Raw genomic sequence first — 23,795 nt, 5'->3', positions numbered from 1 at the left:
GGTCAACCGGAAACAGTTTGAATTCGCCTTAATGCACGTATTTTTTATAGAGAAATCAATGACCAAGGAAAAGTTGCTGGCCATGCCGGCGGATGACTACATGAATGCCGAGCAGCACGCTTTTTTCAGCGACCTGTTGCAAGCCATGAAGGTGGAAACCCACGAGCGCATCGAACAGAACCGGATCGCCATTGAAAGCCTGGACACCCCGGCTGACCCGGCCGACGCCGCTTCCGTCGAAGAAGAGCGCACCTGGTTGGTCAACGCCATTGATCGCGACCAGCGCATGCTGCCGCAACTGGAACAGGCCCTGGGCCGGATCAGCGACGACAGCTTCGGCTGGTGCGACGACAGCGGCGAGCCGATCGGCCTCAAGCGCCTGCTGATCAGCCCCACCACCAAGTACTGCATCGAGGCCCAAGAGCGCCACGAGCAGATCGACAAGCATCAGCGTCAAGCCTGATCGCCAGCCCCCGCCACAGCGGGGGCTCTGTTTTTTTGGGCAGTGCCCGCCCGCACATTCTCTTGATCTGCTGCAAACCCGCGACTAAGGGACCATGGATAATGGCCCTCTAGTGGCGTCTAATGCCGCAAACAATTAGAACGATGTGGGGTGACACAGATGTCAAGAGATGGATCTCTAGCGGCGCCGGTCGCGCAGCCGCTGGCAACACCCGAAACCGCCGCCCGCTGGTGGACGCCGTCCTTGCAGAGCGCGGCGCTGATGGCGCTGTTCGCCGGCCAGGCCCTGGGCGGCTGGTCGCTGTACCTGTGCCTGCCCGTGGCGGTGCTGGTGATCTGGCTGCCGCGGTTGCGCGGGCGCGGGCGGCCCCTGGTGGCGAACGCGACGGCTGACGATCAGTTGTCGGCGCTGACCCGCGACCTGTCCTACGGCACCACCTATAACGCACTGTCCGCGGCGGGCGTGGCCTACTCGGTGACCCAGCTGGCAGGCAAGCTGCAATCCCAGCTCGACGCCGCCGCGCGCATCGTCGGCAACGCCGAAGTGATGATCAAGACCGAGCAGGTCACCTCCCAACTCAGCCAGCAGGCCCTGGGCGCCGCCAGCGAGGCCCACGCCAGCAGCGCCGAAGGGCGCACGGTGCTGGGGGAATCCATCAGCCGCATGCACCTGCTCAGCCAGCGCGCCAATGGCAGCCGTGAGCTGATCGAGGCCCTGAGCCAGCGCAGCGAGGAGATCCAGCGGGTGACCCTGGTGATCCAGTCCATCGCCAGCCAGACCAACCTGCTGGCGCTGAATGCGGCCATCGAGGCGGCCCGGGCCGGGGAACACGGGCGCGGTTTCGCGGTGGTGGCCGATGAGGTGCGCGGGCTGGCCGGGCGCACCGCCGCGGCCACCGACGAGGTCGGGGTGATGGTGGCAGATATCCAGCAGCGCACCAGCGACGTGGTGGAGCAGATCCGCCAGCTGGCCGACGACCTCAACCTGGGGGTCGAGCAGGTGGAGCACACCGGTCGTCACCTGGACAACATCGCGCGCCTGGCGGCCGGGGTGGAAGGGCAGGTCAGCGAGATCGCCCGGGGCGCCGAGACCAACCGCGAGCAACTGGACAGCCTGTTTCATGCCGTGGAGCAGATGCGCAGCGACCTGGCGGTCAGCGACCAGCAGACCCGCAGCCTGGCGCAGGCCGCGGTGCAGATGGAAGGGCAGGCGGAAACCATCAGCGAACGCCTGGCGGCGGTGGGCCTGGATGACTATCACCAGCGCATCTACGACCTGGCCCGCGAAGGCGCGCGGCGCATTGCCGAGCAGTTCGAGGCCGACCTGGAGCAGAACCGCATCAGCCTCGACGATCTGTTCGATCGTCACTACCAGTTGATCGCCAACACCGACCCGGCCAAATACCAGACCCGCTTCGACCGCTACACCGATCAGGTGCTGCCGCCGATCCAGGAATCCCTGCTGCCGCGCCACGATGGCCTGGTGTTCGCCATCGCCTGTACCCAGGAAGGCTACGTGCCGACCCACAACAAGGTTTTTTCCCAGCCGCTGACCGGCGACCCCGAGGTGGACAACCTGCATAACCGCAGCAAGCGCAAGTTCGCCGACCGCACGGGGATCCGCTGTGGCAGCCACCAGCAACCGCTGCTTCTGCAGACCTATACCCGGGATACCGGTGAGCTGATGCACGACCTTTCGGTGCCGATCATGGTCCGCGGCCGGCACTGGGGCGGGCTGCGCCTGGGTTACAAACCCGAGCAGGCGCCAGGCTCGGGCAAGGGCTGAGGCCTCCATTGTTACGCTATCGGTAATGCTGCAATGCAGGAACAGGCTGTTCCAGGGGCCGGCAAGTTAGTTAGTATGCCAACATCGTTAGGCAGCTAACTAATTTTCTGGAGGTAGCGCCATGTACAGCAAAGTCGATGTAGCGGTGATGATTGGCAGCGGCGTGCCAGCCAGCCTGCGGGCCGAGGGCCGTCGTGCGTGCTGGGTGGTTCTGGTCAATGGCGAACAGCGCGGCACGGCCTTTGCCAGCCGCGCCGAGGCCGAGGAGTGCCGGCTGGCCTGGCAGCAGCAGCTGCAGGTGCTGCTGCCCGGCGGCCGGCACCTGCGGCATTCGGCTTAACCGGCCTGGTGCAGGCGCAGGTTGAGCTCGTCCACCACGGGCGCCCAGTCGGCGTCTTCGCGCAGTTGCTGTTTGAGAAAGGCCGCTTGCTGGGGCGTCCAGAAGGGGGCGTCGATCATTTTCAGGTCTTCGTCCAGGGGCGAGTGCCGGGCGATGAAACCATCGATGGCGGCGGGGCTGGAATCCAGGCCCAACTGGTCGAACAGCCCTTCGAGGTTATGGGTGGGCGCTTCCATGGTGATCTCCTTGGGTGACGGGCAGCACCGGCGCTGCCTCAGTGCATCTGAGGCATGGCGGGCGCGCAAGTTCGATCCAAGGGTTCAGGCCAGGGTGCCGCTCTCGGCCTGGAACAACGCCGTCTGGGCCATGGACAGGGCAGTGCTGTAGGCCATGACCTGGGCCCGGGCGGACGACAGGGCCATGGCCCGGCCGGTGTCGGAGCCGGAACTGGCGCCCTTGACCGTGGCCAGGCGGGCCTTGGCCCGTTGCAGTTTCTGTTGCAGCAGCTCGATCTGCTTTTTCAGTTGGCGGATGCGTTTTTTCTTCGCCAGCAACAGCGCCTCTTCCGGGGTTTGCGCGCTGGAGCGGCTCAGGACCAGGGTCTCGCCGTCGTCCGAGGCTTCCAGTACCGCAGTGCTTGGATCCGGCTTGAGGAAGTCGGCCAGGCGAGATGGGGGTTTCAAGTCGATCATCATGATGCTCTTAAACGGATCTCGCCTTTGTATCGGTCGCGCTGTCGGATCCTTGACTGGCGCTGTCTGTCAGGCGTTCAGGGCGCCCTGGTCGATGGCCTGCTTGAGGGCCTTGGCCGACGCTCTGGCTGCCGCGGCAGCGTCTTCCGAGGTCTTGAACCAGCGATCGCGTTCCACCTGGTGGAAGGTGACCTGGGTCAGTGGGGGTTTGGCGCGCATGGCAATCACGGCCTGGAACTCGCCTTCGACTTCTCTGCACTCGCCACGAATGAAAAACTCGCCAATATCTAGTTCGGTCACTTCTAGCCTTCCCTTGGAGATGAGTGAGTGCTTGAACGCCCCCCAAGAGGGGGGCATTCAATCAATGGCGGAGTATGGCAGTTGTTGGGTGATGGCGGGCTGAGTTATATCATTTGGATTCTAGGTGGCGATTATTCTGATGATCTAATCTGAAACTTCCTGCTTCTGTTGCTGGGTAATATTACCGGCTGTGCGTCAACTCCGGCTTTTGCTGAAGTGGGTGCGCGCGAAGCCGGTGTGCGCTTTAAATAGTCGAAATGCACAAAGTTGCTCTAGAATTGCCTCTGCAACCCGAAGTGGCTGCCGACCGGGGGAATCGTGACCCGGGTGCATCCGGCCAGCAGGCCTGTTCCAGCACCCACCCCCGACGACGCGCCGCCACGCTTTGCGGGTCAGAGCTCACTCCTCACGCCTTCGACATGTGCCTGATGCATCGGCGAAATGCCCCTTGCCCAGTGCCGCCGCCAGCGTCGTGGCCAGGAGTGCCAGCTGCACTTGTGTGTATTGGGTAACCGATTGGGGTGACTACGCCGTCATGGCGGTTTTTTCGTGCCGTCCGTTTTTTTCCGGGCGACATCATTTTGAGTATCGGGGAGTGTTCCTTGGCAGTAAGTAATCTTGAAATGCATGCATTGTTCGTGTTGGGTGATTTGCGCGCAAAGCTGGTCAAGCAGTTCCAATCTCGTTTTGTCTACCTCACCGAACAGTCCGCCGAAGGCATCTACGTCGCCGAGATCGACACCGAGACGGCCCTGGTGGTGGACGACAAGCCGCGCCTTGAACTCAAGGTCGGCGATCATTTTCGCGCCGCCGTGCTGCCCAGCCGTGAAGGCGGCAAGATGGAGATCCGCTTTCGCGAGATCAAGCTGACGGTCTACGGCCTGGGCGACTACGCCTTTGTCAGCAGCCCCCTGGGGCAGGGCATCCTGTTCAAGGAAGGCCATTCGGTGGTGACCGTGTTTGCCGCCAACGAGCAGTTGCAGGAAGGCCTGACCAAGACCCTCAAGGCGGTGACCGCCAAGGCCGCCAAATGGCGCAAGGGCGAACTGGTGAGCTTCAAGGCCAGCGAGTGATGAGCCAGGGCCGCGCCGCTTTTCACCATGAGCATCAACAGGCCGCGAGCGCTGAAGCCCAGCGCCTGTTCGCGCAGAAGACCGTGCTCCAGGGCGCCTGGCTGAACTGGGTCGCCGCCCAGCTGTACAACCTGCGCCCCGCGGCCTACGCCAGCATGGTGCGCCGCGAGTTGCAGCGGTTGCAGGAGCCTCCGGCCTCTTGAGCGGCCATCCGGGAATGGCCTGGGGTTGAAACTACTGAACCTCTACTACAGTCAGTTGACTTAATGCTTTGGGGGCCGTGCGCTTAGGCGCTGCCTGCCCCTGTGGCCCAGGTCCTGACCCAAGAGGTGTACCCCGATGAAAGGAATCCGCGCGCTGCTGGCCAGCAGCCTGTTGAGCCTTGCCGCCCTGAGTACGGTGCAGCCGGTTGTGGCGGCGCCGCAACCGATTCATTTCGCCGACCTGAACTGGGAAAGCGGCAGCCTGATCACCGAGATCCTGCGGATCATGGTGGAGCAGGGCTATGGCTTGACCACCGACACCTTGCCCGGCACCACCATCACCCTGGAAACGGCCCTGGCCAACAACGACATCCAGGTGATCGGCGAAGAGTGGGCGGGGCGCAGCCCGGTGTGGGTCAAGGCCGAGGCCGAAGGCAAGGTGCAGGCCCTGGGGGATACGGTCAAGGGCGCCACCGAAGGCTGGTGGGTGCCGGAATACGTGATCAAGGGCGACCCGGCCAAGGGTATAAAGCCGCTGGCGCCGGAGCTGCGCAGCGTGACCGACCTGGCCCGCTACAAGGACGTGTTCAAGGACCCGGAGAGCCCGGACAAGGGGCGTTTCCTCAACAGCCCGATCGGCTGGACCTCGGAGATCGTCAACCAGCAGAAGCTCAAGGCCTATGGCCTGCAGGACAGCTACGTGAATTTTCGCAGCGGTTCCGGAGCGGCCCTGGATGCGGAGATCAGCTCGGCGATCCGTCGCGGCAAGCCGATCCTGTTCTACTACTGGTCGCCCACGCCGCTGCTCGGGCGCTTCAAGCTGGTGCAACTGCAAGAACCGCCCTTTGACGCCGAAGCCTGGAAGACCCTGACCGACGCCGCCAACCCCAACCCCCGGCCAACCCGTTCCCTGGCCTCCAGGTTGTCGATCGGGGTGTCCACGCCATTCCAGAAGCAGTACCCGCAACTGGCGCAGTTCTTCGCCAAGGTCGACCTGCCCATCGAGCCCCTGAACCGCGCCCTGGCGCAGATGAGCGAGAACCACAGTGCCCCGCGGGACGCGGCCCGGGCCTTCCTCAAGCAGCACCCCGACGTCTGGCGCGCCTGGGTGCCCCGGGACGTGGCGGACAGGATCGCCGCCACCTTGTAGGCACCGGCGTGCCGGCGAATGGGCCCTTGAACCTTGCGCCCGGCGGGTGCAGGGCAGGGGTCAGAAGCGGGTCTGCACCGCCACCTCGAAGGTTCGCGGCTGGCCCAGGTAGTACGCCGGGGACACATGGGCGAACTGGCCATAGACCTCGTTGGTCAGGTTGCGCACCCGGCCGGTCACTGTGGTGTGGCTGTCGACCTTGTAGCGCAGGAAGCTGCCGTACAGGGTGTAGGCGGGCATCCGCAGGGTGTTGGCGTTGTCGGCGTATACCGAGGCCACGTAGCGCGCATCGACCCCGGTCTGCCAGTTGGGCGACAGGTCATAGGTCAGCCACAGGTTGGCCAGCCGGTCCGGTACGTTGGTCGGCGTGTTGCCCTTGCGTGAAACCACCGCGCCGCTGGCGATCTTCTCGTTGAACTCGCCGTACTCGGCATCCACCCAGGCGAAGTTGGCTTGCGCCAGTAGCTTGGGGGTGATGTGCAGGGAACTGGCCAGCTCGATGCCCCTGGAGGTCTGCTGGCCCACCGGGATGCTGTTGGCCGGGTCCAGGGGATCGGTGACGGCAAAGTCCTTGCGCTCGATGCGATAGGCGGCAACGGTCGCCGAACCCCGTCCTTGCAGGTAGTCGAACTTGCTGCCCACTTCCCATTGCTTGCCCGTGGACACCTCGAAGTTCTGAGTGCCACTGGGCTGCTCGGCGGCGGTGCTGTACTGCACGTAGACATTGGCGCTGGGCAGGAACTGCCAGGTCAGGCCCAGGCGCCCGGTGACCGGTTCCCAGCTGTGCTTGAGGTGGCGCGGGTTGCTGGCGGTGATCAGCCGGTGGTTGGTCACGTCCAGGTCGATGGCGTCGTAGCGCAGGCCGCTGAGCAGTGACAGCTCGTCGGTCAGGGCCAGGCGGTTCTCGACGAACAGGGCGCGGGTGGTGACCTGGTTGGTCTTGTCCTTGGCCCAGCCCTGGCGGGTGCCCTTCAGGTCATAGAAGTACCCCGGCTGGAAGTTGCCGGGATCGATGCTGTTGCTGGCCGGCACGTTCCAGGGCGAGTTGGTGGTGCTGTTGACCTTGTACTCAAAACCCCCGGACCAGGTGGTGTCGAGGCCGAACAGCTGATCGTCGTGGCGCAGTTCGAACTGGTTGCCGTCCTGCTGGCCCTGGTGCCGTACCAGGTAGGCGGTCGAGCGGTTCACCCGGCTGTTGTCGGCGTTGTACTGGTAGGTCTCCAGGTTGCGATAGTCGCGCTGGCTGTCCAGGTGGTAGAGGGTGTTGCGCAGGCTGGTGCTGGGGTTGATCCGGTAGTCGATGATCGAGCGCAGCCACACCGTGCGTTGCTCATACAGGCCATCGGCGACGTTGTAGTTGTTGAAGCGGTTGTGCTTGTCGATCTTCAGCTCACCGGCCTTGGGGTTGCGCACCGGGGTGCCCCAGTAGGGGCTGTCCTCGTGTTCATCCTGGTATTCCACCGCCAGGGTGTGGGACAGGTCCGGGGTCAGGTCGCTGAGCAGGGAGAAGGCCAGGCTCCAGGCATCCCTTTCCTGGCGGTCGATGTAGCCGTTGCTGGTGTTGTGGCTGACGTCCAAGCGCGCGTAGTGCTGCACCTCGGCACCGGCCGGGCTGAGGGCGTGGTTGACCCCGAAAGCGGTCTGCGTGGTGTCGTAGCTGCCGTAGCCGAGCAGGCCTTCGGCAGCCTGTTCGCGGCGGTCCGCGAGCTTGGTCACGTAGTTCAGCGAACCGCCCACGGAGCCGGCGCCATTGATCAGCGACGAGGGGCCGCCCACCAGTTCCACCCGGTCGTAGATCCAGGCGTCCACGGGCCGGGCCAGGCCGGTGGCGACGTTGATGCCGTTGAACATCTGGGTGATCTGGCTGCTGGTGAAGCCACGGTAGGAGACGAAGCCGCCGAACCCCGGCGGCGCACTGGCGTTGACCCCGGGCAGCGCGTTGGCCGCTTCCTGGAAGGTGCGGGCGCCGCTTCGCTCCAGGTCCTGGCGGCTGGCCACGGCCACCGAGGCCGGGGTTTCGCGCAGGCTCAAGCCCAGGCGCGAGGCCATGCCGCTGGACTGGTCCAGGTTCAGGCCCGGCTCGGCATCGGCCTCATCGGCGCCGATGGTGGTGGGGGCCAGTTCGAGGCTCGGCTGGCCCCAGGCATTGATCGACAGGCAGCCCAGCAGGCTCGCCAGCAAAGGAAGGTGTTTCATCGGTGCATCCTGAATTCTTGGCTAGGAAAAGGCCCACGAACGCGCGCCGCGCGACAGCGCAGTGGGCAGGTTGAGCACGAGCAGGAATCAGGCGAGAGGCGGTGCCCGGGGATGGGCCGCGGGCCAGGTGGAGCGGGCGGGGAGGTCGGTCTTGGCCAGGGTGCGCGCAAGCGGGGCCTGGGGCTGCGGCAGCAGGGCCAGGGTCAGGCTGGAGTTCAGGGCCGGGCCCATGCCGCCGGTGGAGCACAGCGGGCAACCGAAGGTCTTGGAGAGAGTGGGCAGGGAGCCCTGGTCGGCCGGTTTCTGCAGCGGCGCCTGGGTGGCAGGGTCGACGCTGCAGAACTGCCCGCCGATGCCGTTGAGCTGCATGCCGAGCATCTGCCCGTGGCCGATGCTGCAGGCGAACACGTTGAACAGGACGCAGCAATAGAGCATCCAGGCAACGAGCGAGCGATCGGAACGGGCAAATTTCATGGGGCGGCACTTTATCATCGAAGGCGACGAACGTACTTACAAAAACGGTCAATCGAGTCCATTCTTCAGCGACATTTTCTGCACGGACGTCTGAACATGAATCTTCTGCTCGCACAGGGGGTGGCTGGCAGCTTCCTGTTGATCAGTCTGATCCATCTGTACTGGGCTGCGGGTGGCAAGCGTGGCAGTGATGCGGTGATTCCCGAGGTGCCGGGGCCGGGGCCCGGCATGACCCAGCCGGCGTTCCGTCCGCCGGCCCTGGCCACGATGCTGGTGGCAGTGGCTTTGTTGCTGGTGGCGATGCTGGTGTGCCTGAGGGTCGGGCTCTACCTGCCGACGGTGACCCACCCGTCTCTGCAGTGGGTGATCAGCGCCATTGCCTTGCTGATGTTCGCCCGGGCCATCGGCGACTCCGAGCTGGTGGGTTTTTTCAAGGAAGTCCGGGATTCGAAATTCGCCCGCCTCGACACCCTGTTCTATTCCCCCCTGTGCGTGGTGCTGGGGACCGGGTTGCTGGTGCTGGCCTGGGCCTGAGGGCAGTCAGCCGGCGCTGGCCAGTGCAGGAACTGGCTGGTGCAGGAGCTGGCTTGCCAGCGAAGGCGTTTTCGAAGTCGCCGCAAGGCTCACGGGCCTCGTCGCCGGCAGCCGGCTCCTAGGTGCAGCGGATGTGCTCAGTTGCCGGTTTCGCTGCGTTTGCTGCTGATTTCCGCCGGCACATCGTCGCCGGCCATGCGCTTGCGAAACAGCGCGGCCCGCGCCAGCAGCAGGGTGGTCACCGGTACGGTGATGGACATCAGCACCGGGATCAGCCAGGCGTGCAGCACCGGCCCGGACTTGAGCGCGGAAAAGTACAGGATCGACGCCAGGGCCACGGCCCAGGAGCCCATGGTGGAGGCCAGGGCCGGCGGGTGCATGCGCTGGAAGTAGCTCTTCATGCGCAGGATGCCCAGGGCCCCGATCAGGGCAAACACACTGCTGATCACCAGCAACAAGGCCACCAGCACTTCCACCCAGAGTGGCAATTGTTCCAGGCTGTTCATTCGATCACCTCGCCACGCAGAAGGAATTTGGCCAGGGCGAAGGAGCCGACAAAGCCGAACAGGGCGATCAGCAGCGCCGCCTCGAAGTAGGTGTCACTGGCGTAGCGCACGCCCAGCACCAGCATCATCAGCATCGCCAGGATGTACAGGTAGTCCAGGGCCAGAACCCGGTCCTGGGCCGAGGGGCCCTTGAACAGGCGCACCAGGGTCAGGACCATGGCCAGGGAGAAAATGAACAGACTCAGCAAGATCGCGTTGGTCAGCAGGACACTCATTCGAAAATCTCCATCAGCGGGCGCTCGTACGTGGCCTTGAAGTGCTGGATGAATTGCGCCTCGTCCTTCAGGTCGAAGACGTGCAGCAACAGCAGGCTGCGGTCCAGGGACAGCTCGGACCAGACCGTGCCCGGTACCACCGTGGTGATGGTGGACAGCGCCGCCAGGCCATTGGCGTCCCGCAGGTCCAGGGGGATCTTGACGAAGGCCGAGTGCACCGGGCGCCGGCCGTTGTTGAGCACGCCCCAGGCCACCAGCAGGTTGGACACCAGCACGTCGCGGCCCACCACCAGGAACAGGCGCAGGATGGTGCCCGGGCGGCGGATGCGGATCGGCAGGGGCCGCAGGGGCTGCATCAGCAGCGGTGCGAGAAAGCCCAGCAGGGCGCCCAGCAGCAGGTTGCCCGGGCTGAGGGACAGGTTCAGCACCAGCCAGAGCAGCCACAGTGCCAGGGACAGGAATGGCGCGGGGAACAGGCGCTTCATGGGTGCACCTCCACTGCCGCTGCGGTCTTGGATTCAGGGCTGAGCACGGTGCGGGTGCCCAGCACCGCCATCACGTAATGCTCCGGGTGGTTGAGGCTGTCGGCGGTGGCCTGGGTGAAGCGCAGCAACGGCTCGGCCTTGAAGCTGAGCAGCACGCAGAGCCCCAGCAGCGCCACGATCGGCAGGCACTCCAGGCGCCGCAGCACCGGCGAAGGGCGTTCCTCCGGGGTCCAGAAGCGCTGCACACCCAGGCGGGCAAAGGCAATCAGCGAGGCCAGGCCCGAGAGGATCAACAGCGCCAGGAAGCACCAGGCCGCCGGGGTGATCGGCGCGCCCTCGCTGGCCCCCAGGCCCTCGGGGTTGAGCAGGGCGGCAATCAGGTTGAGCTTGCCGATGAAGCCCGATAGCGGCGGCATGCCGATGATCAGCAAGGCGCAGGCGATGAAGCTCAGGCCGAGGAAGGCCATGGTCCAGGGGATCACCTGGCCGACCACCACTTTCTGTTCATCGTCGAGGTTGCTGCCCCGTGGCGGGTGCAGCGACTCCATGGGCCGCGGCAGGATCTCGCCTTCATCCTCCAGGGGGATCTCGTTGGCCGAGCGCGAACGCTCGATCAGTTCTGCCAGCAAAAACAGCGCGCACATCGCCAGGGTCGAGCTGAACAGGTAGAACAGCGCCGCGCCGGTGAGGGCCGGCTGGGCGAAGCCGATCACCGAGATCAGGATGCCGGCCGACACCAGGATGCTCAGGCTGGCCATGCGTTCCAGGCGCTGGGCCGGAAGAATCGCCAGGGCCGCGCAGAAGATCGTCGCCATGCCGCCGTACACCAGCCACTGGCTGCCGAAATAGGCCGAGGCCCCGGCTTGCCCGGAGAACAGCAGGGTCCACAGGCGCAGTACGGTGTACACACCGACTTTGGTCATGATGGCGAACAGTGCCGCCACCGGCGCGCTGGCCGAGGAGTAGGCGGGCACCAGCCAGAAGTTCAGTGGCCACATCCCGGCCTTGGCCAGGAAGGCGATCGCCAGGATCGCCGTACCGGCGTGCAGCAGGCCGCGGTCGGCTTCCGGCACCAGGGGGATCTTCATCGCCAGGTCGGCCATGTTCAGGGTCCCGGTGACCCCGTAGATCATTGCCGTGCCGATCAGGAACAGCGACGAGGCCAGCAGGTTGATGGTGATGTAGTGCAGCCCCGAAGACACCCGCGCGCGCCCCGAGCCGTGCAGCATCAGGCCGTAGGACGCCGCCAGCAGCACCTCGAAGAACACGAACAGGTTGAACAGGTCGGCGGTCAGGAAGGCCCCGTAGAGGCCCATCAGCTGGATCTGGAACAGGGCATGGAAACTGGCCCCGGCGCCGTCCCAGCGGGCCATGGCGAACAGCAGCGCGCTGACCCCGATGATACCGGTGAGCACCAGCATCAGCGCCGACAGGCGATCGACCACCAGCACGATGCCGAACGGCACCTGCCAGTTGCTGGGCAGGTACACGCCGAAGGAACCGGTGGCGCCCTGGACCTGGGTCCAGTACAGCAGGTAGCCCGCCAGGCACAGGCCCAGCAGGGTGGAGAGCAGGTTGATCCGGGCTTTCAGCGGGCGATGCTTTTCCCCCAGCAGCAACATGATGCCCGCGGTCAGCAGAGGCAGGAGGATGGGGGCGACGATCAGGTGCGACAACGGATTCATTCCTTGGGCTCCCGGCCATCGACGTGGTCGGTGCCGGTCAGGCCCCGGGAAGCCAGGAGCACCACCAGAAACAGCGCAGTCATGGCGAAGCTGATGACGATGGCCGTGAGCACCAGCGCCTGGGGCAGCGGGTCGGTGTAGTGCAGCAGGTCCTGGGGCACGCCGTCCTTGACGATCGGCTCCTTGCCGATGAACAGGCTGCCCATGCTGAAGATGAATAGGTTGACCGCATAGGACAGCAGGCACAGGCCCATCACCACCTGGAAGGTCCGCGGGCGCAGCACCAGCCAGACTCCGGAAGCGGCGAGGACCCCAATGGCGATTGCGATGACTTCTTCCATCAGGCGGCTCCGTTCTGAGTCAGGGATTTGGCCTGGCTGGCCGGCTTGTGGGCCCGCACCGACTGGTGCGCCAGGGCCGTGAGGATCAGCAGGGTCGCACCCACCACCACGGCGTACACGCCGATGTCGAAGAACAGCGCGCTGGCGATGTGGATATCACCGAACAGCGGCAGGTCCACATGCAGCGTGTGGGTGGTCAGGAACGGGTAGCCCCAGGCCAGGGCGCCGAGGCCGGTGGCCAGGGCAACCAGCAGCCCGGTGCCCATCCAGCGCAGCGGCCGCAGGCTCATCTGCGCCTCGACCCACTGGGTGCCCGCCACCATGTACTGGAGGATGAAGGCCACCGACATCACCAGCCCGGCGACGAAACCGCCACCCGGCAGGTTGTGCCCGCGCATGAACAGGTAGAAGGACACCACCAGGGCAATCGGCAGCAGCAGGCGCACCAGCACCGCCGGCACCATCATGAAGCCCAGGGCGGTGTCGCTGGCCTGGCGCGGGTTGACCAGGTCGGTGACCACGTCCGGGGCCAGCAGGCGCTGCTGCGCCGGCAACTGCATGCTTTCCTTGGGCGGGCGGAAGCGGCGCAGCAGGGCGAACACGGTCAGGGCCACCGCCGCCAGCACGGTGATCTCGCCCAGGGTGTCGAAGCTGCGGAAGTCCACCAGGGTCACGTTGACCACATTGGTGCCGCCGCCTTCGGGCAGGGCGCGGCTGAGGTAGAACGAGGAAATGTCGTTGGGAGTGGGGCGGGTCAGCATGGCGTAGGACAGCACTGCCATGCCCAGGCCCACGGCCACCGACAGGCTCAGGTCGCGCAGGCGGCGGATGCGCGCCTTGGGCACGCTGCTGGGCAGGGGCGAGACGTCCTCGATCCGCCGTGGCAGCCAGCGCAGGCCGAGGAGGATCAGCACCGTGGTCACCACTTCCACCACCAGCTGGGTCAGGGCCAGGTCCGGCGCCGAGAACCAGACGAAGGTCACGCAGGTCATCAGGCCGCAGACGCTGACCATGGTCAGGGCGGCCAGACGGTGGTACTTGGCTTGCCAGGCGGCGCCCAGGGCGCAGGCGATGGCCAGCAGCCAGAAGGTCACGAAGACGATGGAACCGGGGATCTTCGGCCGGTCGCCCCAGGTCAGCTGGCTGTAGAGCATGGGGATCAGCCCGGCGATCACCGCCGCCAGGATCAGCACGAACAGCTGGGTCTGCAGGCGCTTGGTGCTCAACCGGCGTTCCAGGCGCCGGGCCAGGCGGGTCATGCCCACCAGGCTGCGCTCGAACAACAGCTTGCCGTTGAGACGGCCCACGCCCGGCGGGTAGGCGAAACGGCCCGCCACCAGCGGCTTGTGCAGCAGCAGGTAGAGGACGATGCCGCAGGACATGGCGATCAGGCTCATGATCATCGGGGCATTGAGGCCGTGCCAGATGGCCAGGCTGTACTCGGGCAGGGTCCCGCCCACCACCGGCAGCGCCGCGGCGGCCAGCAGCGGGCCGATGATCTGCGCCGGGAAGATCCCCACCAGCAGGCAGGTGAACACCAGCAGTTCAACCGGGGCACGCATCCAGCGCGGCGGCTCGTGGGGCGTGTGCGGCAGGTCGGTGGCCGGCTCCCCGAAGAACACGTCGACCGTGAAGCGCAGGGCGTAGGCGACGCTGAAGGTCCCGGCGATGGTAGCGATCACCGGCAGGGCGATTTCCACCCAGGCGCTGGAGTTGATGAACACCGTCTCGGCGAAGAACATCTCCTTGGACAGGAAGCCGTTGAGCAGCGGCACCCCGGCCATGGAGGCGCTGGCCACCATGGCCAGGGTCGCGGTGTAGGGCATCAGCTTGATCAGGCCGTTGAGCTTGCGGATGTCACGGCTGCCGCTTTCGTGGTCGATGATCCCGGCCGCCATGAACAGCGAGGCCTTGAACGTGGCGTGGTTGAGAATGTGGAACACCGCCGCCACCGCGGCCAGCGGGCTGTTCAGGCCCAGCAGCAGGGTGATCAGCCCCAGGTGGCTGATGGTGGAATAGGCCAGCAGGCCCTTGAGGTCGTTCTGGAACATCGCGCAGTAGGCGCCCAGCACCAGGGTGCAGGCCCCGGCGCCGCTGACGATGTAGAACCATTCTTCAGTGCCGGACAACGACGGCCACAGGCGGGCCAGGAGAAACACCCCGGCCTTGACCATGGTCGCCGAGTGCAGGTAGGCCGAGACCGGGGTCGGCGCGGCCATGGCGTGGGGTAGCCAGAAGTGGAAGGGGAACTGCGCGCTCTTGCTCAGGGCGCCCAGCAGGATCAAGGGCAACAGGATCGGGTAGAGCGCGTGGGCGCGTATCTTGTCTCCGGCAGCCAGTACCTGATCCAGGTCGTAGCTGCCCACCACATGGCCGAGCAGCATGACCCCGGCCAGCAGGCACAAGCCCCCGGCACCGGTGACCATCAACGCCATGTAGGCGCCGCGGCGGGCATCGGAGCGGTGGTGCCAGTAGCCGATCAGCAGGAAGGAGAAGAGGCTGGTGAGCTCCCAGAAGAACACGATCTGGATCAGGTTGCCGGAAATCACCAGGCCGAGCATGGCCCCCATGAAGGCCAGGAAGAAGGCGAAGAAACGCGGCACCGGATCTTGCGGCGACATGTAATAACGCGCGTAGAGCGCCACCAGGCTGCCGATGCCCAGCACCAGCAGCGAGAACAGCCAGGCGAAGCCGTCCAGGCGCAGCACGAAGTTCAGCCCCAGGCTCGGCAGCCAGGCATACTCCTCGCGAATCACCCCGCCATCGGCGATCTGTGGGTACAGCAGAGCCACCTGGATGGTGCCAATGAGTGCCACCAGGCCGGCCAGCAGAGATTCGGTGTTACGTGCGTTGTGCGGCAACAGGGCCGCCAGACAGCTGCCGATGAATGGCAGAAGCAGTAGAACTATCAGGGACATAGGCTTCTAATCTGCGGAAAAGTATGACGCATAATACGTGCCAGGCCCTGGATCACCAACCGCCATGCGCGGCCCGGGCCCCCTAAGAAATGTTACATACGCTTTCAAAGGTAGGAGACAAATGCCTGATGCGCCCGTTCACCGGGTGCTGTGGGGCAAATGCCCTGCCCAGCTCAAGCCGCCACAAGGATCGACAAGGGTGCACATGATTAAAGGATCGGCCTTGGGCCGGCTGTTTCGACGGGGCGCGTTCGCCGTGCTGTTCACCGCCTTCGGTGCGGCATCGGGCATTGGCCTGGAGCATTATCTGGATCGCCCCGACATGCTCAAGACCCGCCAGGCGCTGGTCATCGAAGGCCCGCAGGGGGATGAGCGCAACTATGTGCTGCCGCCGGGCACGGTGCTCTATTTCGACCGCGCCTTTGCCGAGGGGCACGCGCTCTACCACGCCTACTTCTACTATCACGGCGAGCCTGAGAATGACCGGGTAGAGCTGGAACCCAAGCACAAGGGCTCCCTGACCGTCCCCACCTGGCTCTATGCCCCCGGAGACCCCGCACTGTAGGCGCTGGCCTATCAGCGAGAGCGCCTGCAAGAGCACCTTCGCCGGCAAGCCGGCTCCTACAGTCCCCACCACTACCCCAGCCAGCTGTAGGCGCTGGCTTGCCAGCGAAAGGGCCCTCAAGAGCTCCCTCACCAGCAAGCCACCCCCCGCAGCGGGCCGTTGCTCAGGACTCCACCGCCTCGCCGCTCTGCTGTCCGGCTTCTGCCTTGGGCTTCCATTCGCTGATGATCACCGCCAGCACGATCAAGGCGCCGCCCAGCAACGCCAGCCCCGGCAGGCGCTCCCCGGCGATGCGCCCGACAATCCCGGCCCACACCGGCTCGCCGGCATAGATCAGGGTGGCGCGGGTCGGCGAGACGCTTTTCTGCGCCCAGTTCATTGCCAGCTGGATCACCGCGCTGGCAGCCCCCAGGCCCAGGGCGCTGGCCAGCAGCAGCCAGGAAAACCCCGGCAGCGCTTCCCCGGTCGGCCACACCATGGCGAACGCCAGCAGCGAGGTGACCGCCAGTTGCACCACGGTGACCCGGCGCACATCCACCCGCCCGCCGAAGCTGCTGATGAGGATGATCTCCGCGGCAATGGCCACGGTACTGATCAGGGTGGCGATCTCCCCGGGGCTGAAGTCCAGGGACGCGCCATTGGGCCCGGACAGCAGCATCAGCCCGGTGAACGCCAGCATGATGCCGATACTCGGCAGCAACCCCGGGCGCTTGCCCATGAACAGCCATTGCAGCAACGGCACGAAGGGCACATAAAGGGCGGTGATGAACGCCGACTGGCTGCTGGGAATGCTTTGCAGGCCCACGGTCTGCAAACCGTAGCCGAGCATGATCGCGGTACCGATAAAGGCCCCGGCGCGCAGTTCGAACAGGGTCAGGCCGCGCAAGTGGCGCAGTGAGAATGCACCGACCATGCACGCCGCTGCGGCAAAGCGCAGGCCGACGAAGAACATCGGCCCGCTGACGCTCATGGCGTTCTGCACCAGCAGGAAGGTGCCACCCCAGATCATGGTGATCAGCACCAGCACGGCTTCGGCCTTGCTCAACTTGAACTGGAATCCGCGGGAGGGCGTTGCTGTCATGGTCTTGCGTGCTACCTGAGGGGGACGCACAATGCGCCGGAAGTTGGGCAGTATACTGCGCAGGCCCCAGGAGTGAGCAATATAGTGCACAAAGAAAACGTCCAGCGGGCCTCGGTCCTGCAACATGTCAGCCTCAACGTCCGCCGCCTGCGCAATGCCGCGGGCTTGAGCCAGAGCGCCCTGGCGGAAAAATCCAATGTCAGCCGGCGGATGCTGGTGGCGATAGAGGCGGGGGAGAAGAACGTCAGCCTCGGCACCCTGGACCGGGTGGCCGAAGCCCTGGACGTGGCCTTCAGCGACCTGATCCAGGCCCCGGAATCCCGGGATTCGAGCCGCATCAACGAGCTGGCCTGGGCCGGTGCTATCCCCGGCAGCAAGGCGCTGCTCCTGGCCAAGGCCGAGGCCACCCGTGAAGTGGAGCTTTGGGAATGGCAGCTGGAGCCTGGCGAGGTCTATCACTCGGAGTGCGACGCCGAGGGCTGGAGCGAGCAGATCTACGTCTTCGAAGGCTGCCTGACGGTGTTCTTCGGCGACACTGAGCGGCGCCTGGAATGCGGTGACTTCTTCATGTTCGCCAGCCACGTGCCCCACGGCTACCGCAACGACGGCACCCGGGCCACGCGCTTCGTGCGCAACGTGGTGATCTGACGCCCCGTGGCCCGGCAAGCGCTGTTTGCCCAGCAACAGCAGTTGGACATTTTGCCTGTTTTCAGTTGATGTCTTTTAGCTGAATTATCAAGCAACTTTCTGATATTAAAGGTTTTTATATTTAGGCACGACTCCTGCAATTGTCCTGGAAAGAACCCCGCGACGGGTGTTCACCTTGATGTTCAGGAAGCGGAGTCGGCCCATGACAGCCCCAGCCCAACCCTCTCGCAGTGCCCATCTCATCCAGAACGATGCGCAAGCCATCAGCGTGGCCCGGGCCCTGGCCCAGCGCTTTGCCGTGGAGGCGGCGCTGCGTGATCGCGAGCGGCGCCTGCCCCGGGCAGAGCTCGACGAATTTTCCGCCAGCGGCCTGTGGGGCATCACCATCCCCAAAGAGTACGGCGGTGCCGGGGTGTCCTACGCCACCCTGGTGGAAGTCATCAAGCTCATTTCCGCCGCCGACCCGTCTCTCGGCCAGTTGCCGCAGAACCACCTGGGGGTGGTGGACATCCTGCTGCAGACCGCCAGCGAAGAGCAGAAGCGCCATTACTTCGCCAAGGTGTTGCAGGGCTACCGCTTCGGCAATGCGTTTTCCGAGGCCGGCAGCAAGCACGTCGGCGCCTTTGAAACCCAGATCCGTTTCGACGGCGAACAGGCGCAGATCGACGGCGAGAAGTTCTACTGCACCGGGGCGCTGTTCGCCCACATCGTCCCGGCGGTGGCGGTGGACGAACACAACCAGGCGCACATTGCCTTTATCGAGCGCGACAACCCTGGCCTCACGGTGATCGACAGCTGGGACGGCTTCGGCCAGCGCACCACCGCCAGCGGCGGGGTCAGCCTCAAGGCGGTGCGGGTGCCGCGCAGCGCGGTGATCCCGGCCCATCGGGCCTTCGACCAGCCCACCGCCGATGGCCCGATCTCGCAAATCATCCAGGCCGCGGTGGATACCGGCATCGCCGTCGCCGCCCTGGAAGACGCCAAGCACCATGCCCGGCAATCCCGGCCGTGGATCGACAGCGGCCTGGACCATGGCTGGCAGGACCCGTTCACCATTGCCGCCATCGGCGACCTGGAATGGCGGGTGCACGGCACCGAGGCGATCCTCGCCAAGGCCGCCGAGGCGGTCGATCAGGCCCTGGCCCAGCCCGGTGAAGACAGCGTCGCCCAGGCCTCCCTGGTGGTGGCCCAGGCCAAGGTGCTGTCGGCGGAGAGTGCCTTGCTCGCCGCCAGCAAACTCTTCGAACTGGCCGGCACCCGTTCGGTGTCGGGCAAGTACAACCTCGACCGCCACTGGCGCAACGCCCGCACCCACACCCTGCACGATCCGGCGCGCTGGAAATATCACCTGATCGGCAACTACCTGCTCAACGGCATCAAGCCGGCCCGCCACGCCTGGAACTGAAGGACTGCGCCATGAATGCACTGACCCGCCCCGACACCCCCCAAGCGGCCCTGGAACACAACGCCCAGGTCCTGCAGCGGGCCCGCGTCCTGCTGCAGCAAACCCTGGATTTCATCCGCGAGCAGGCCCGGCCCTGGAGCGGCAGCGGCCTGGCCAGGGCCAGCGACGACCCCTATGTGATCAGCCGCTTTGGCGACCTGAACATCCGCATCGACCTGGCCGCGGCCCTGCAGGAGCGGGCCCAGCGCCAGATAGAACAAGAGCCGGACCCGGCGGAAGTTGCGGTGGCCCTGGCCGAGGCGGCGATTGCCGCGGGCCAGGCGCTGCTGGCGGCCAGCGACGCCGAGTTCGAACTCACCGGTCAGCGCAGCCCGCAGCCCCAGACCCTGGATGACCCGCTGCGCTGGAAATACCAACTGATCGGCAACTACCGCCTCAATGGCGTGCCACCCCAAGGTTTCAGGAGTGTTGTGTGATGTCCCGTGAAATCCGCCTCAATGCCTTCGACATGAACTGTGTCGGCCACCAGTCGCCGGGCCTCTGGGCCCACCCCCGGGACCGCTCCTGGCAGTACAAGGACCTGGAGTACTGGACCGACCTGGCGAAAATCCTTGAAAAGGGCAAGTTCGACGGGTTGTTCATCGCCGATGTGCTGGGTATCTACGACGTCTACAACGGCAACGGCGAGGCAGCGATCCGCCAGGCCGCCCAGGTCCCGGTGAACGACCCGCTGCAGCTGATCCCGCCCATGGCCCTGGTCACCGAGCACCTGGGCTTCGGCCTCACCGCGTCGCTGTCCTTCGAGCACCCGTACCCCTTCGCCCGTCGCCTATCCACCCTCGATCACCTGACGAAGGGCCGCGCCGGCTGGAACATCGTCACCTCCTACCTGGAGAGCGGGGCCAAGAACATCGGGCAGCAGGCCCAGACCGAACACGACGCTCGCTACGACTACGCCGAGGAGTACCTGGAGGTCTGCTACAAGCTCTGGGAAGGCAGTTGGGAAGACGGCGCGATCCTGCGCGACCGCGAGCGACGGATCTTCAGTGACCCGAGCAAGATCCACGAGATCCGCCATGTCGGCAAACACTTCCAGGTGCCGGGCATCCACCTCTGCGAGCCGTCGCCGCAACGTACCCCGGTGCTCTACCAGGCCGGGGCATCCAGCCGGGGCAAGCAGTTCGCCGCCGAGCAGGCCGAATGCGTGTTCGTCGCCGCGCCGTCCAAGGTGCTGCTGAAAAAGACCGTGGCCGACATCCGCCGCCGGGCCGCCGAGGCCGGGCGCGATCCGTCGAAGATCCTGATCTTCAACCTGCAGACGGTGATCCTGGGCGAGACCGACGCCAAGGCCAAGGCCAAGTTCGAGGAATACAAATCCTGGGTCAGCTACGAGGGCGCCATGGCGCTGATTTCCGGCTGGACCGGCATCGACTTCAGCCGCTTCAAGCCCGACGAGCCCCTCAAGCACGTGCACACCAACGCCATCCAGTCGGCGGTGGAGGCCTTCTCCACGGCAGACCCGAACAAGGTCTGGACACCCCATGAACTGGCGGACTGGGTGGGCATCGGCGGCTTTGGCCCGTTGTTCGTCGGTAGCCCGGAAACCGTCGCCGACCTGCTTCAGGAATGGGTGGAAGAGACCGACGTCGACGGCTTCAACCTGGCGTATGCGCTGACCCACGAAAGCTTTATCGACGCCGTGGAACTGCTGGTGCCGGAGTTGCAGAAGCGGGGCGTCTACAAGACCGAATACGCCCCGGGCACCCTGCGGGAAAAACTCTTCGGCGCCGGCCCGCGCCTGCCCGAAAGCCACCCGGGCAGCGCCTGGCGCAACCTGGGCGGGCAACGCCAAACAGCCGCGCAACGTGCCAGCGCCTGAACCCCGCGCCCTGTAGGAGCTGGCTCGCCAGCGAAGGGGCCCACGCCTTCGCCGGCAAGCCGGCTCCTACAAGCGAAAAGGCCCACAAGGCCCCCCGTTCATTTCCAGCCAGCGGACCACCGCACGCGATTGCCAAGAGATCGAGGTCAACTCATGAGCGTGCATGAACTCAAGCGTGCGCCGAGCGCGGATTCGCCAGCGCCCCAGGCCCGGCTGCAGTTGAGCGGGGCCCTGGAGCGGTTGCGCCACTGGGCCCAGGTCAGCCCGTTGCACAACGCCTTGCGCCACAAGCGCCACGGCCACTGGTACGCCTGGCGCTGGATCGACGCCCTGCGGGACGTCGAGCGCCTGGCCGACGGCCTGCGCCAGCAGGGCCTGACCCCGGATTCGCGGTTGGCAGTCAGCGCCCGCTTCGAACCGGACCTGCTCCTGCTGGCCCTGGCGGCCCACAGCCTTGGCGCCGAGGTGCTGAGCCTGGACGACGAGCTGCCGCCCCAAGCCCTGCGCCAGACCCTGTGGCGCCTGCAACCGAGCCACGCCTTCGTGCATTCGCGCCAGCAGGTGCTGGATTGGGTCGCCGCCAGTGAAAACGCTCTGGCCCCGCAGTTGCTGATTGCCGGGCAAGCCTTGCCGCACCTGCCGGAAGGCGCGCATCTGCCCCTGCTGGAATTGCGCGAGCTGCTGGGCCGGGGCGAGCCACCCCGGCGCCAGGCCAATTGGCGTGCCCCGGTCGGCAGCGGCCAATTGTGGAGCGAGGAGGGCACGCAATGGCAGGAGGGCCTGACGGTGCTGCTGGAGCAATGGCTGGGCAGTGGCCAGTGCCTGGCCTTCGCCGAAAGCCGCGGCTCGACCAGCCGCGATCGGCGGGAGGTGGCCCCCAGCGGCCTGCTGCTGTCGCCCCAGCGCCTGCAACGCCTGGCGGACGAGATCGAGAGCCGCCTGGCGCCCCCCGACAGCTGGCGCCGACGCCTGTGCGAGTGGGCCTTGACCCATCCCCAGGGCCTGTTGGCGCGCCTGCTCAAGCATCGGGTGCGCCGCCTGCTGGGCTTTGCTCGCCTGCAATTCATCTGGCAGGCCCCCCAGGCCACGACGCCACCGGCCACCCCGGCCTGGATCGTCGAATTCACACGGAACATTGCATGAGCCACGCCGAATCCATTTTGCAAGTCAGTGACATCTCCCTGTCGTTCAAGGGGGTCAAGGCCATCAATCAACTGTCGTTCGAGGTGCGCCGGGGCGAGATCTGTGCCCTGATCGGCCCCAATGGCGCGGGCAAGAGTTCGCTGCTCAACGTGCTCAACGGGGTCTATCGCTTTGACGCCGGGAGCATCGTGTTCGAGCGCCAGCCGTTGCAGCGCATCGACCCGCTGGACGCCGCGCGCCGGGGCATCGGCCGGACGTTCCAGAACAACGCGCTGTTCAAGAAGATGAGCGTGCTGGACAACCTGCTCACCGGCCTTTCGCGCCACTCCCGCGCGCGCTTCATCGAACAGGCCCTGGGCTTGCCCCGGGCCCGCCGTGAAGCCCGGGCATTCCGCCAGCTGGCCGAAGGCATCCTGCAGTTTCTGGAATTGCAGGCATTGCGCGATGTGCCGGTGGGCAACCTGGCCTATGGCCTGCAAAAGCGCGTCGAGTTGGGCAGGGCGCTGATCGCCGGGCCCAGCCTGTTGCTGCTGGACGAACCCCTGGCCGGAATGAATGCCGAGGAGAAGCAGGAAATGGCCCGCTTCATCGCCGACATCAACCGTGACCTGGGCACCACCGTGGTGCTGATCGAGCACGACATGGCGGTGGTCATGGACCTGTGCGACCACGTGGTGGTACTCGACTACGGACGCAAGGTGGGCGATGGCACACCGGCCGAGGTCCAGGCCAACCCCGAGGTGATCGCCGCTTACCTGGGGGCCGTGCACTGATGGCATTCTTCTTCGAAACCCTGCTCGGCGGTCTGCTGGCCGGCACCCTGTATTCACTGGTGGCCATCGGCTTCGTGCTGATCTACAAGGCCAGTGGCGTGTTCAATTTCGCCCAGGGCTCGATGCTGCTGTTCGCCGCGCTGACCTTCGTCAGCCTGCACGAGCAGGGCGTGCCTTTCGCCCTGGCACTGTTGCTGACGGTGCTGGTGATGATCCTCGGCGCCTGGCTGATCGAACGCCTGGTGCTGCGGCCCTTGGTCAACCGTTCGCCGATCACCCTGTTCATGGCCACCCTGGGCCTGTCGTTCATCATCGAGGGCCTGGCCCAGGGCCTGATGGGCTCCCAGGTGCGGGCCCTGGACCTGGGCATCGACGATGTGCCGCTGTTCCTCGGGCCGCTGATGGTCAGCCAGTTCGACCTGATTGCCGCGGCCACCGCCCTGGTGCTGGTGACGGTGCTGGCGCTGCTGTTCAACAAGACCCGCATCGGCATCTCGCTGCGGGCGGTGGCCGACGACACCACGGCGGCGCTGTCCATCGGCATCAACCTCAACCGCATCTGGCAGATCGTCTGGGCGGTGGCCGGGGTGGTGGGGCTGGTGGCCGGGCTGCTCTGGGGGGCCCGCCAGGGGGTGCAGTTCTCTCTATCGCTGGTGGTGCTCAAGGCGCTGCCGGTGCTGATCATCGGCGGCTTCACCTCGATCGGCGGGGCGATTGCCGGCGGCCTGATCGTCGGCGCCGCCGAAAACCTGGCGGAGGTCTATATCGGCCCGCTGATCGGCGGCGGCATCAGCCCCTGGTTCGCCTATGTCCTGGCCCTGGCCTTCCTCTACATCCGCCCCGCCGGCCTGTTCGGCGAGCGGGCCATCGAGCGAGTGTGA

The 23,795-nt window shown here is 65.7% G+C and carries 27 protein-coding genes; 15 read left to right on the top strand and 12 right to left on the bottom strand.

The window, feature by feature from the left end; translation table 11 throughout:
- Positions 1 to 58 precede the first annotated feature (58 nt).
- The 3 genes from M2395_RS07960 (at position 59) to M2395_RS07950 (ending at position 2,588) form a co-directional block, all read left to right on the top strand.
- Positions 59 to 463 carry a TraR/DksA family transcriptional regulator gene (locus M2395_RS07960; RefSeq protein WP_011060892.1) on the top strand — a complete coding sequence of 135 codons (405 nt, stop codon included), beginning with the start codon at positions 59 to 61 and terminating at the stop codon, positions 461 to 463.
- A 159-nt stretch (positions 464 to 622) separates the two neighbouring features.
- Positions 623 to 2,248, top strand: coding sequence for a methyl-accepting chemotaxis protein (locus M2395_RS07955; protein ID WP_123430928.1), 1,626 nt, complete (start codon positions 623 to 625; stop codon positions 2,246 to 2,248).
- 121 nt (positions 2,249 to 2,369) lie between these two features.
- The gene (locus tag M2395_RS07950; protein ID WP_041117759.1) at positions 2,370 to 2,588 is read left to right on the top strand and encodes a hypothetical protein; all 219 of its coding nucleotides are present in this window, start codon (positions 2,370 to 2,372) and stop codon (positions 2,586 to 2,588) included.
- Here the strand turns inward: M2395_RS07950 and M2395_RS07945 are convergent.
- From M2395_RS07945 to M2395_RS07935, 3 genes are all read right to left on the bottom strand, one after another.
- Positions 2,585 to 2,824, bottom strand: coding sequence for a DUF2789 domain-containing protein (locus tag M2395_RS07945; RefSeq protein ID WP_011060895.1), 240 nt, complete (start codon positions 2,822 to 2,824; stop codon positions 2,585 to 2,587). The genes M2395_RS07950 and M2395_RS07945 overlap by 4 nt on opposite strands.
- Before the next feature lie 84 nt (positions 2,825 to 2,908).
- Positions 2,909 to 3,271 carry a hypothetical protein gene (locus tag M2395_RS07940; RefSeq protein WP_169891827.1) on the bottom strand — a complete coding sequence of 121 codons (363 nt, stop codon included), beginning with the start codon at positions 3,269 to 3,271 and terminating at the stop codon, positions 2,909 to 2,911.
- A 78-nt stretch (positions 3,272 to 3,349) separates the two neighbouring features.
- Entirely contained in the window at positions 3,350 to 3,580 is a 231-nt protein-coding gene (locus M2395_RS07935; RefSeq protein WP_026020108.1) for a hypothetical protein, read from the bottom strand.
- Positions 3,581 to 4,182: 602 nt separating this feature from the next.
- Between M2395_RS07935 and M2395_RS07930 the strand changes: the two genes are divergently transcribed.
- From M2395_RS07930 to M2395_RS07920, 3 genes are all read left to right on the top strand, one after another.
- Positions 4,183 to 4,653, top strand: coding sequence for a hypothetical protein (locus tag M2395_RS07930; protein ID WP_026020109.1), 471 nt, complete (start codon positions 4,183 to 4,185; stop codon positions 4,651 to 4,653).
- Positions 4,653 to 4,856 (top strand): hypothetical protein, encoded by a 204-nt coding sequence (locus M2395_RS07925; protein ID WP_015635322.1) that lies wholly within the window; start codon positions 4,653 to 4,655, stop codon positions 4,854 to 4,856. Before M2395_RS07930 ends, M2395_RS07925 begins: the two co-directional genes overlap by 1 nt.
- A 136-nt stretch (positions 4,857 to 4,992) precedes the next feature.
- Positions 4,993 to 6,006: an ABC transporter substrate-binding protein gene (locus M2395_RS07920; RefSeq protein ID WP_123430927.1), complete on the top strand. Its 1,014-nt coding sequence runs from the start codon at positions 4,993 to 4,995 to the stop codon at positions 6,004 to 6,006.
- 60 nt (positions 6,007 to 6,066) lie between these two features.
- Here the strand turns inward: M2395_RS07920 and M2395_RS07915 are convergent, their stop codons facing one another.
- Together M2395_RS07915 and M2395_RS07910 are read right to left on the bottom strand one after the other, a co-directional pair.
- Positions 6,067 to 8,202: a TonB-dependent siderophore receptor gene (locus M2395_RS07915; protein WP_123430926.1), complete on the bottom strand. Its 2,136-nt coding sequence runs from the start codon at positions 8,200 to 8,202 to the stop codon at positions 6,067 to 6,069.
- An 87-nt stretch (positions 8,203 to 8,289) separates the two neighbouring features.
- Positions 8,290 to 8,676 carry a DUF2946 domain-containing protein gene (locus tag M2395_RS07910; RefSeq protein ID WP_174824041.1) on the bottom strand — a complete coding sequence of 129 codons (387 nt, stop codon included), beginning with the start codon at positions 8,674 to 8,676 and terminating at the stop codon, positions 8,290 to 8,292.
- A gap of 96 nt (positions 8,677 to 8,772) precedes the next feature.
- Between M2395_RS07910 and M2395_RS07905 the strand changes: the two genes are divergently transcribed.
- Complete coding sequence (locus tag M2395_RS07905) at positions 8,773 to 9,210, top strand: DUF3995 domain-containing protein (protein ID WP_123430924.1); 438 nt, start codon at positions 8,773 to 8,775, stop codon at positions 9,208 to 9,210.
- 137 nt (positions 9,211 to 9,347) lie between these two features.
- On the opposite strand, the gene M2395_RS07900 is transcribed toward M2395_RS07905, so the two are convergent.
- From M2395_RS07900 to M2395_RS07875, 6 genes are read right to left on the bottom strand one after another with little or no spacing between them, the layout of a single operon-like run.
- Positions 9,348 to 9,716, bottom strand: a complete 369-nt coding sequence (locus tag M2395_RS07900; protein ID WP_011060902.1) for a Na+/H+ antiporter subunit G — start codon at positions 9,714 to 9,716, stop codon at positions 9,348 to 9,350.
- Complete coding sequence (locus M2395_RS07895) at positions 9,713 to 9,991, bottom strand: K+/H+ antiporter subunit F (protein WP_011060903.1); 279 nt, start codon at positions 9,989 to 9,991, stop codon at positions 9,713 to 9,715. Before M2395_RS07895 ends, M2395_RS07900 begins: the two co-directional genes overlap by 4 nt.
- On the bottom strand, positions 9,988 to 10,476 hold the full coding sequence (locus tag M2395_RS07890; RefSeq protein ID WP_011060904.1) for a Na+/H+ antiporter subunit E: 489 nt from the start codon (positions 10,474 to 10,476) through the stop codon (positions 9,988 to 9,990). The genes M2395_RS07895 and M2395_RS07890 overlap by 4 nt, the downstream gene beginning before the upstream one ends.
- Positions 10,473 to 12,161, bottom strand: a complete 1,689-nt coding sequence (locus M2395_RS07885; RefSeq protein ID WP_015635327.1) for a monovalent cation/H+ antiporter subunit D — start codon at positions 12,159 to 12,161, stop codon at positions 10,473 to 10,475. The genes M2395_RS07890 and M2395_RS07885 overlap by 4 nt, the downstream gene beginning before the upstream one ends.
- Positions 12,158 to 12,502, bottom strand: coding sequence for a Na+/H+ antiporter subunit C (locus tag M2395_RS07880; RefSeq protein WP_011060906.1), 345 nt, complete (start codon positions 12,500 to 12,502; stop codon positions 12,158 to 12,160). Before M2395_RS07880 ends, M2395_RS07885 begins: the two co-directional genes overlap by 4 nt.
- Complete coding sequence (locus M2395_RS07875) at positions 12,502 to 15,420, bottom strand: monovalent cation/H+ antiporter subunit A (RefSeq protein WP_011060907.1); 2,919 nt, start codon at positions 15,418 to 15,420, stop codon at positions 12,502 to 12,504. The genes M2395_RS07880 and M2395_RS07875 overlap by 1 nt, the downstream gene beginning before the upstream one ends.
- 205 nt (positions 15,421 to 15,625) lie before the next feature.
- On the opposite strand from M2395_RS07875, the gene M2395_RS07870 reads away from it, so the two are divergent.
- On the top strand, positions 15,626 to 15,985 hold the full coding sequence (locus M2395_RS07870; protein WP_173476948.1) for a hypothetical protein: 360 nt from the start codon (positions 15,626 to 15,628) through the stop codon (positions 15,983 to 15,985).
- A gap of 163 nt (positions 15,986 to 16,148) precedes the next feature.
- Here M2395_RS07870 and M2395_RS07865 read toward each other — a convergent pair whose 3' ends face one another.
- Positions 16,149 to 17,156, bottom strand: coding sequence for a DMT family transporter (locus M2395_RS07865; protein ID WP_123431042.1), 1,008 nt, complete (start codon positions 17,154 to 17,156; stop codon positions 16,149 to 16,151).
- Here M2395_RS07865 and M2395_RS07860 point away from each other — a divergent pair.
- From M2395_RS07860 to M2395_RS07830, 7 genes are all read left to right on the top strand, one after another.
- Entirely contained in the window at positions 17,151 to 17,714 is a 564-nt protein-coding gene (locus M2395_RS07860) for a helix-turn-helix domain-containing protein (protein ID WP_011060910.1), read from the top strand. The two genes, M2395_RS07865 and M2395_RS07860, sit on opposite strands and share 6 nt — an antisense overlap.
- Positions 17,715 to 17,916: 202 nt before the next feature.
- Positions 17,917 to 19,119 (top strand): SfnB family sulfur acquisition oxidoreductase, encoded by a 1,203-nt coding sequence (locus M2395_RS07855; RefSeq protein ID WP_011060911.1) that lies wholly within the window; start codon positions 17,917 to 17,919, stop codon positions 19,117 to 19,119.
- 11 nt (positions 19,120 to 19,130) lie between these two features.
- Positions 19,131 to 19,595 (top strand): acyl-CoA dehydrogenase, encoded by a 465-nt coding sequence (locus tag M2395_RS07850; RefSeq protein WP_011060912.1) that lies wholly within the window; start codon positions 19,131 to 19,133, stop codon positions 19,593 to 19,595.
- Positions 19,595 to 20,998, top strand: coding sequence for an LLM class flavin-dependent oxidoreductase (locus tag M2395_RS07845; protein ID WP_011060913.1), 1,404 nt, complete (start codon positions 19,595 to 19,597; stop codon positions 20,996 to 20,998). The genes M2395_RS07850 and M2395_RS07845 overlap by 1 nt, the downstream gene beginning before the upstream one ends.
- A gap of 153 nt (positions 20,999 to 21,151) precedes the next feature.
- Positions 21,152 to 22,141, top strand: coding sequence for an AMP-binding protein (locus M2395_RS07840; protein WP_123430923.1), 990 nt, complete (start codon positions 21,152 to 21,154; stop codon positions 22,139 to 22,141).
- Positions 22,138 to 22,914 carry an ABC transporter ATP-binding protein gene (locus tag M2395_RS07835; protein ID WP_123430922.1) on the top strand — a complete coding sequence of 259 codons (777 nt, stop codon included), beginning with the start codon at positions 22,138 to 22,140 and terminating at the stop codon, positions 22,912 to 22,914. Before M2395_RS07840 ends, M2395_RS07835 begins: the two co-directional genes overlap by 4 nt.
- Complete coding sequence (locus tag M2395_RS07830) at positions 22,914 to 23,795, top strand: branched-chain amino acid ABC transporter permease (RefSeq protein WP_011060916.1); 882 nt, start codon at positions 22,914 to 22,916, stop codon at positions 23,793 to 23,795. Before M2395_RS07835 ends, M2395_RS07830 begins: the two co-directional genes overlap by 1 nt.

Source organism: Pseudomonas sp. BIGb0176 (genome assembly GCF_024810175.1).
GTDB classification, from domain to species: Bacteria; Pseudomonadota; Gammaproteobacteria; order Pseudomonadales; family Pseudomonadaceae; genus Aquipseudomonas; species Aquipseudomonas protegens.
This window is presented reverse-complemented; position numbering and strand designations above follow the sequence as displayed.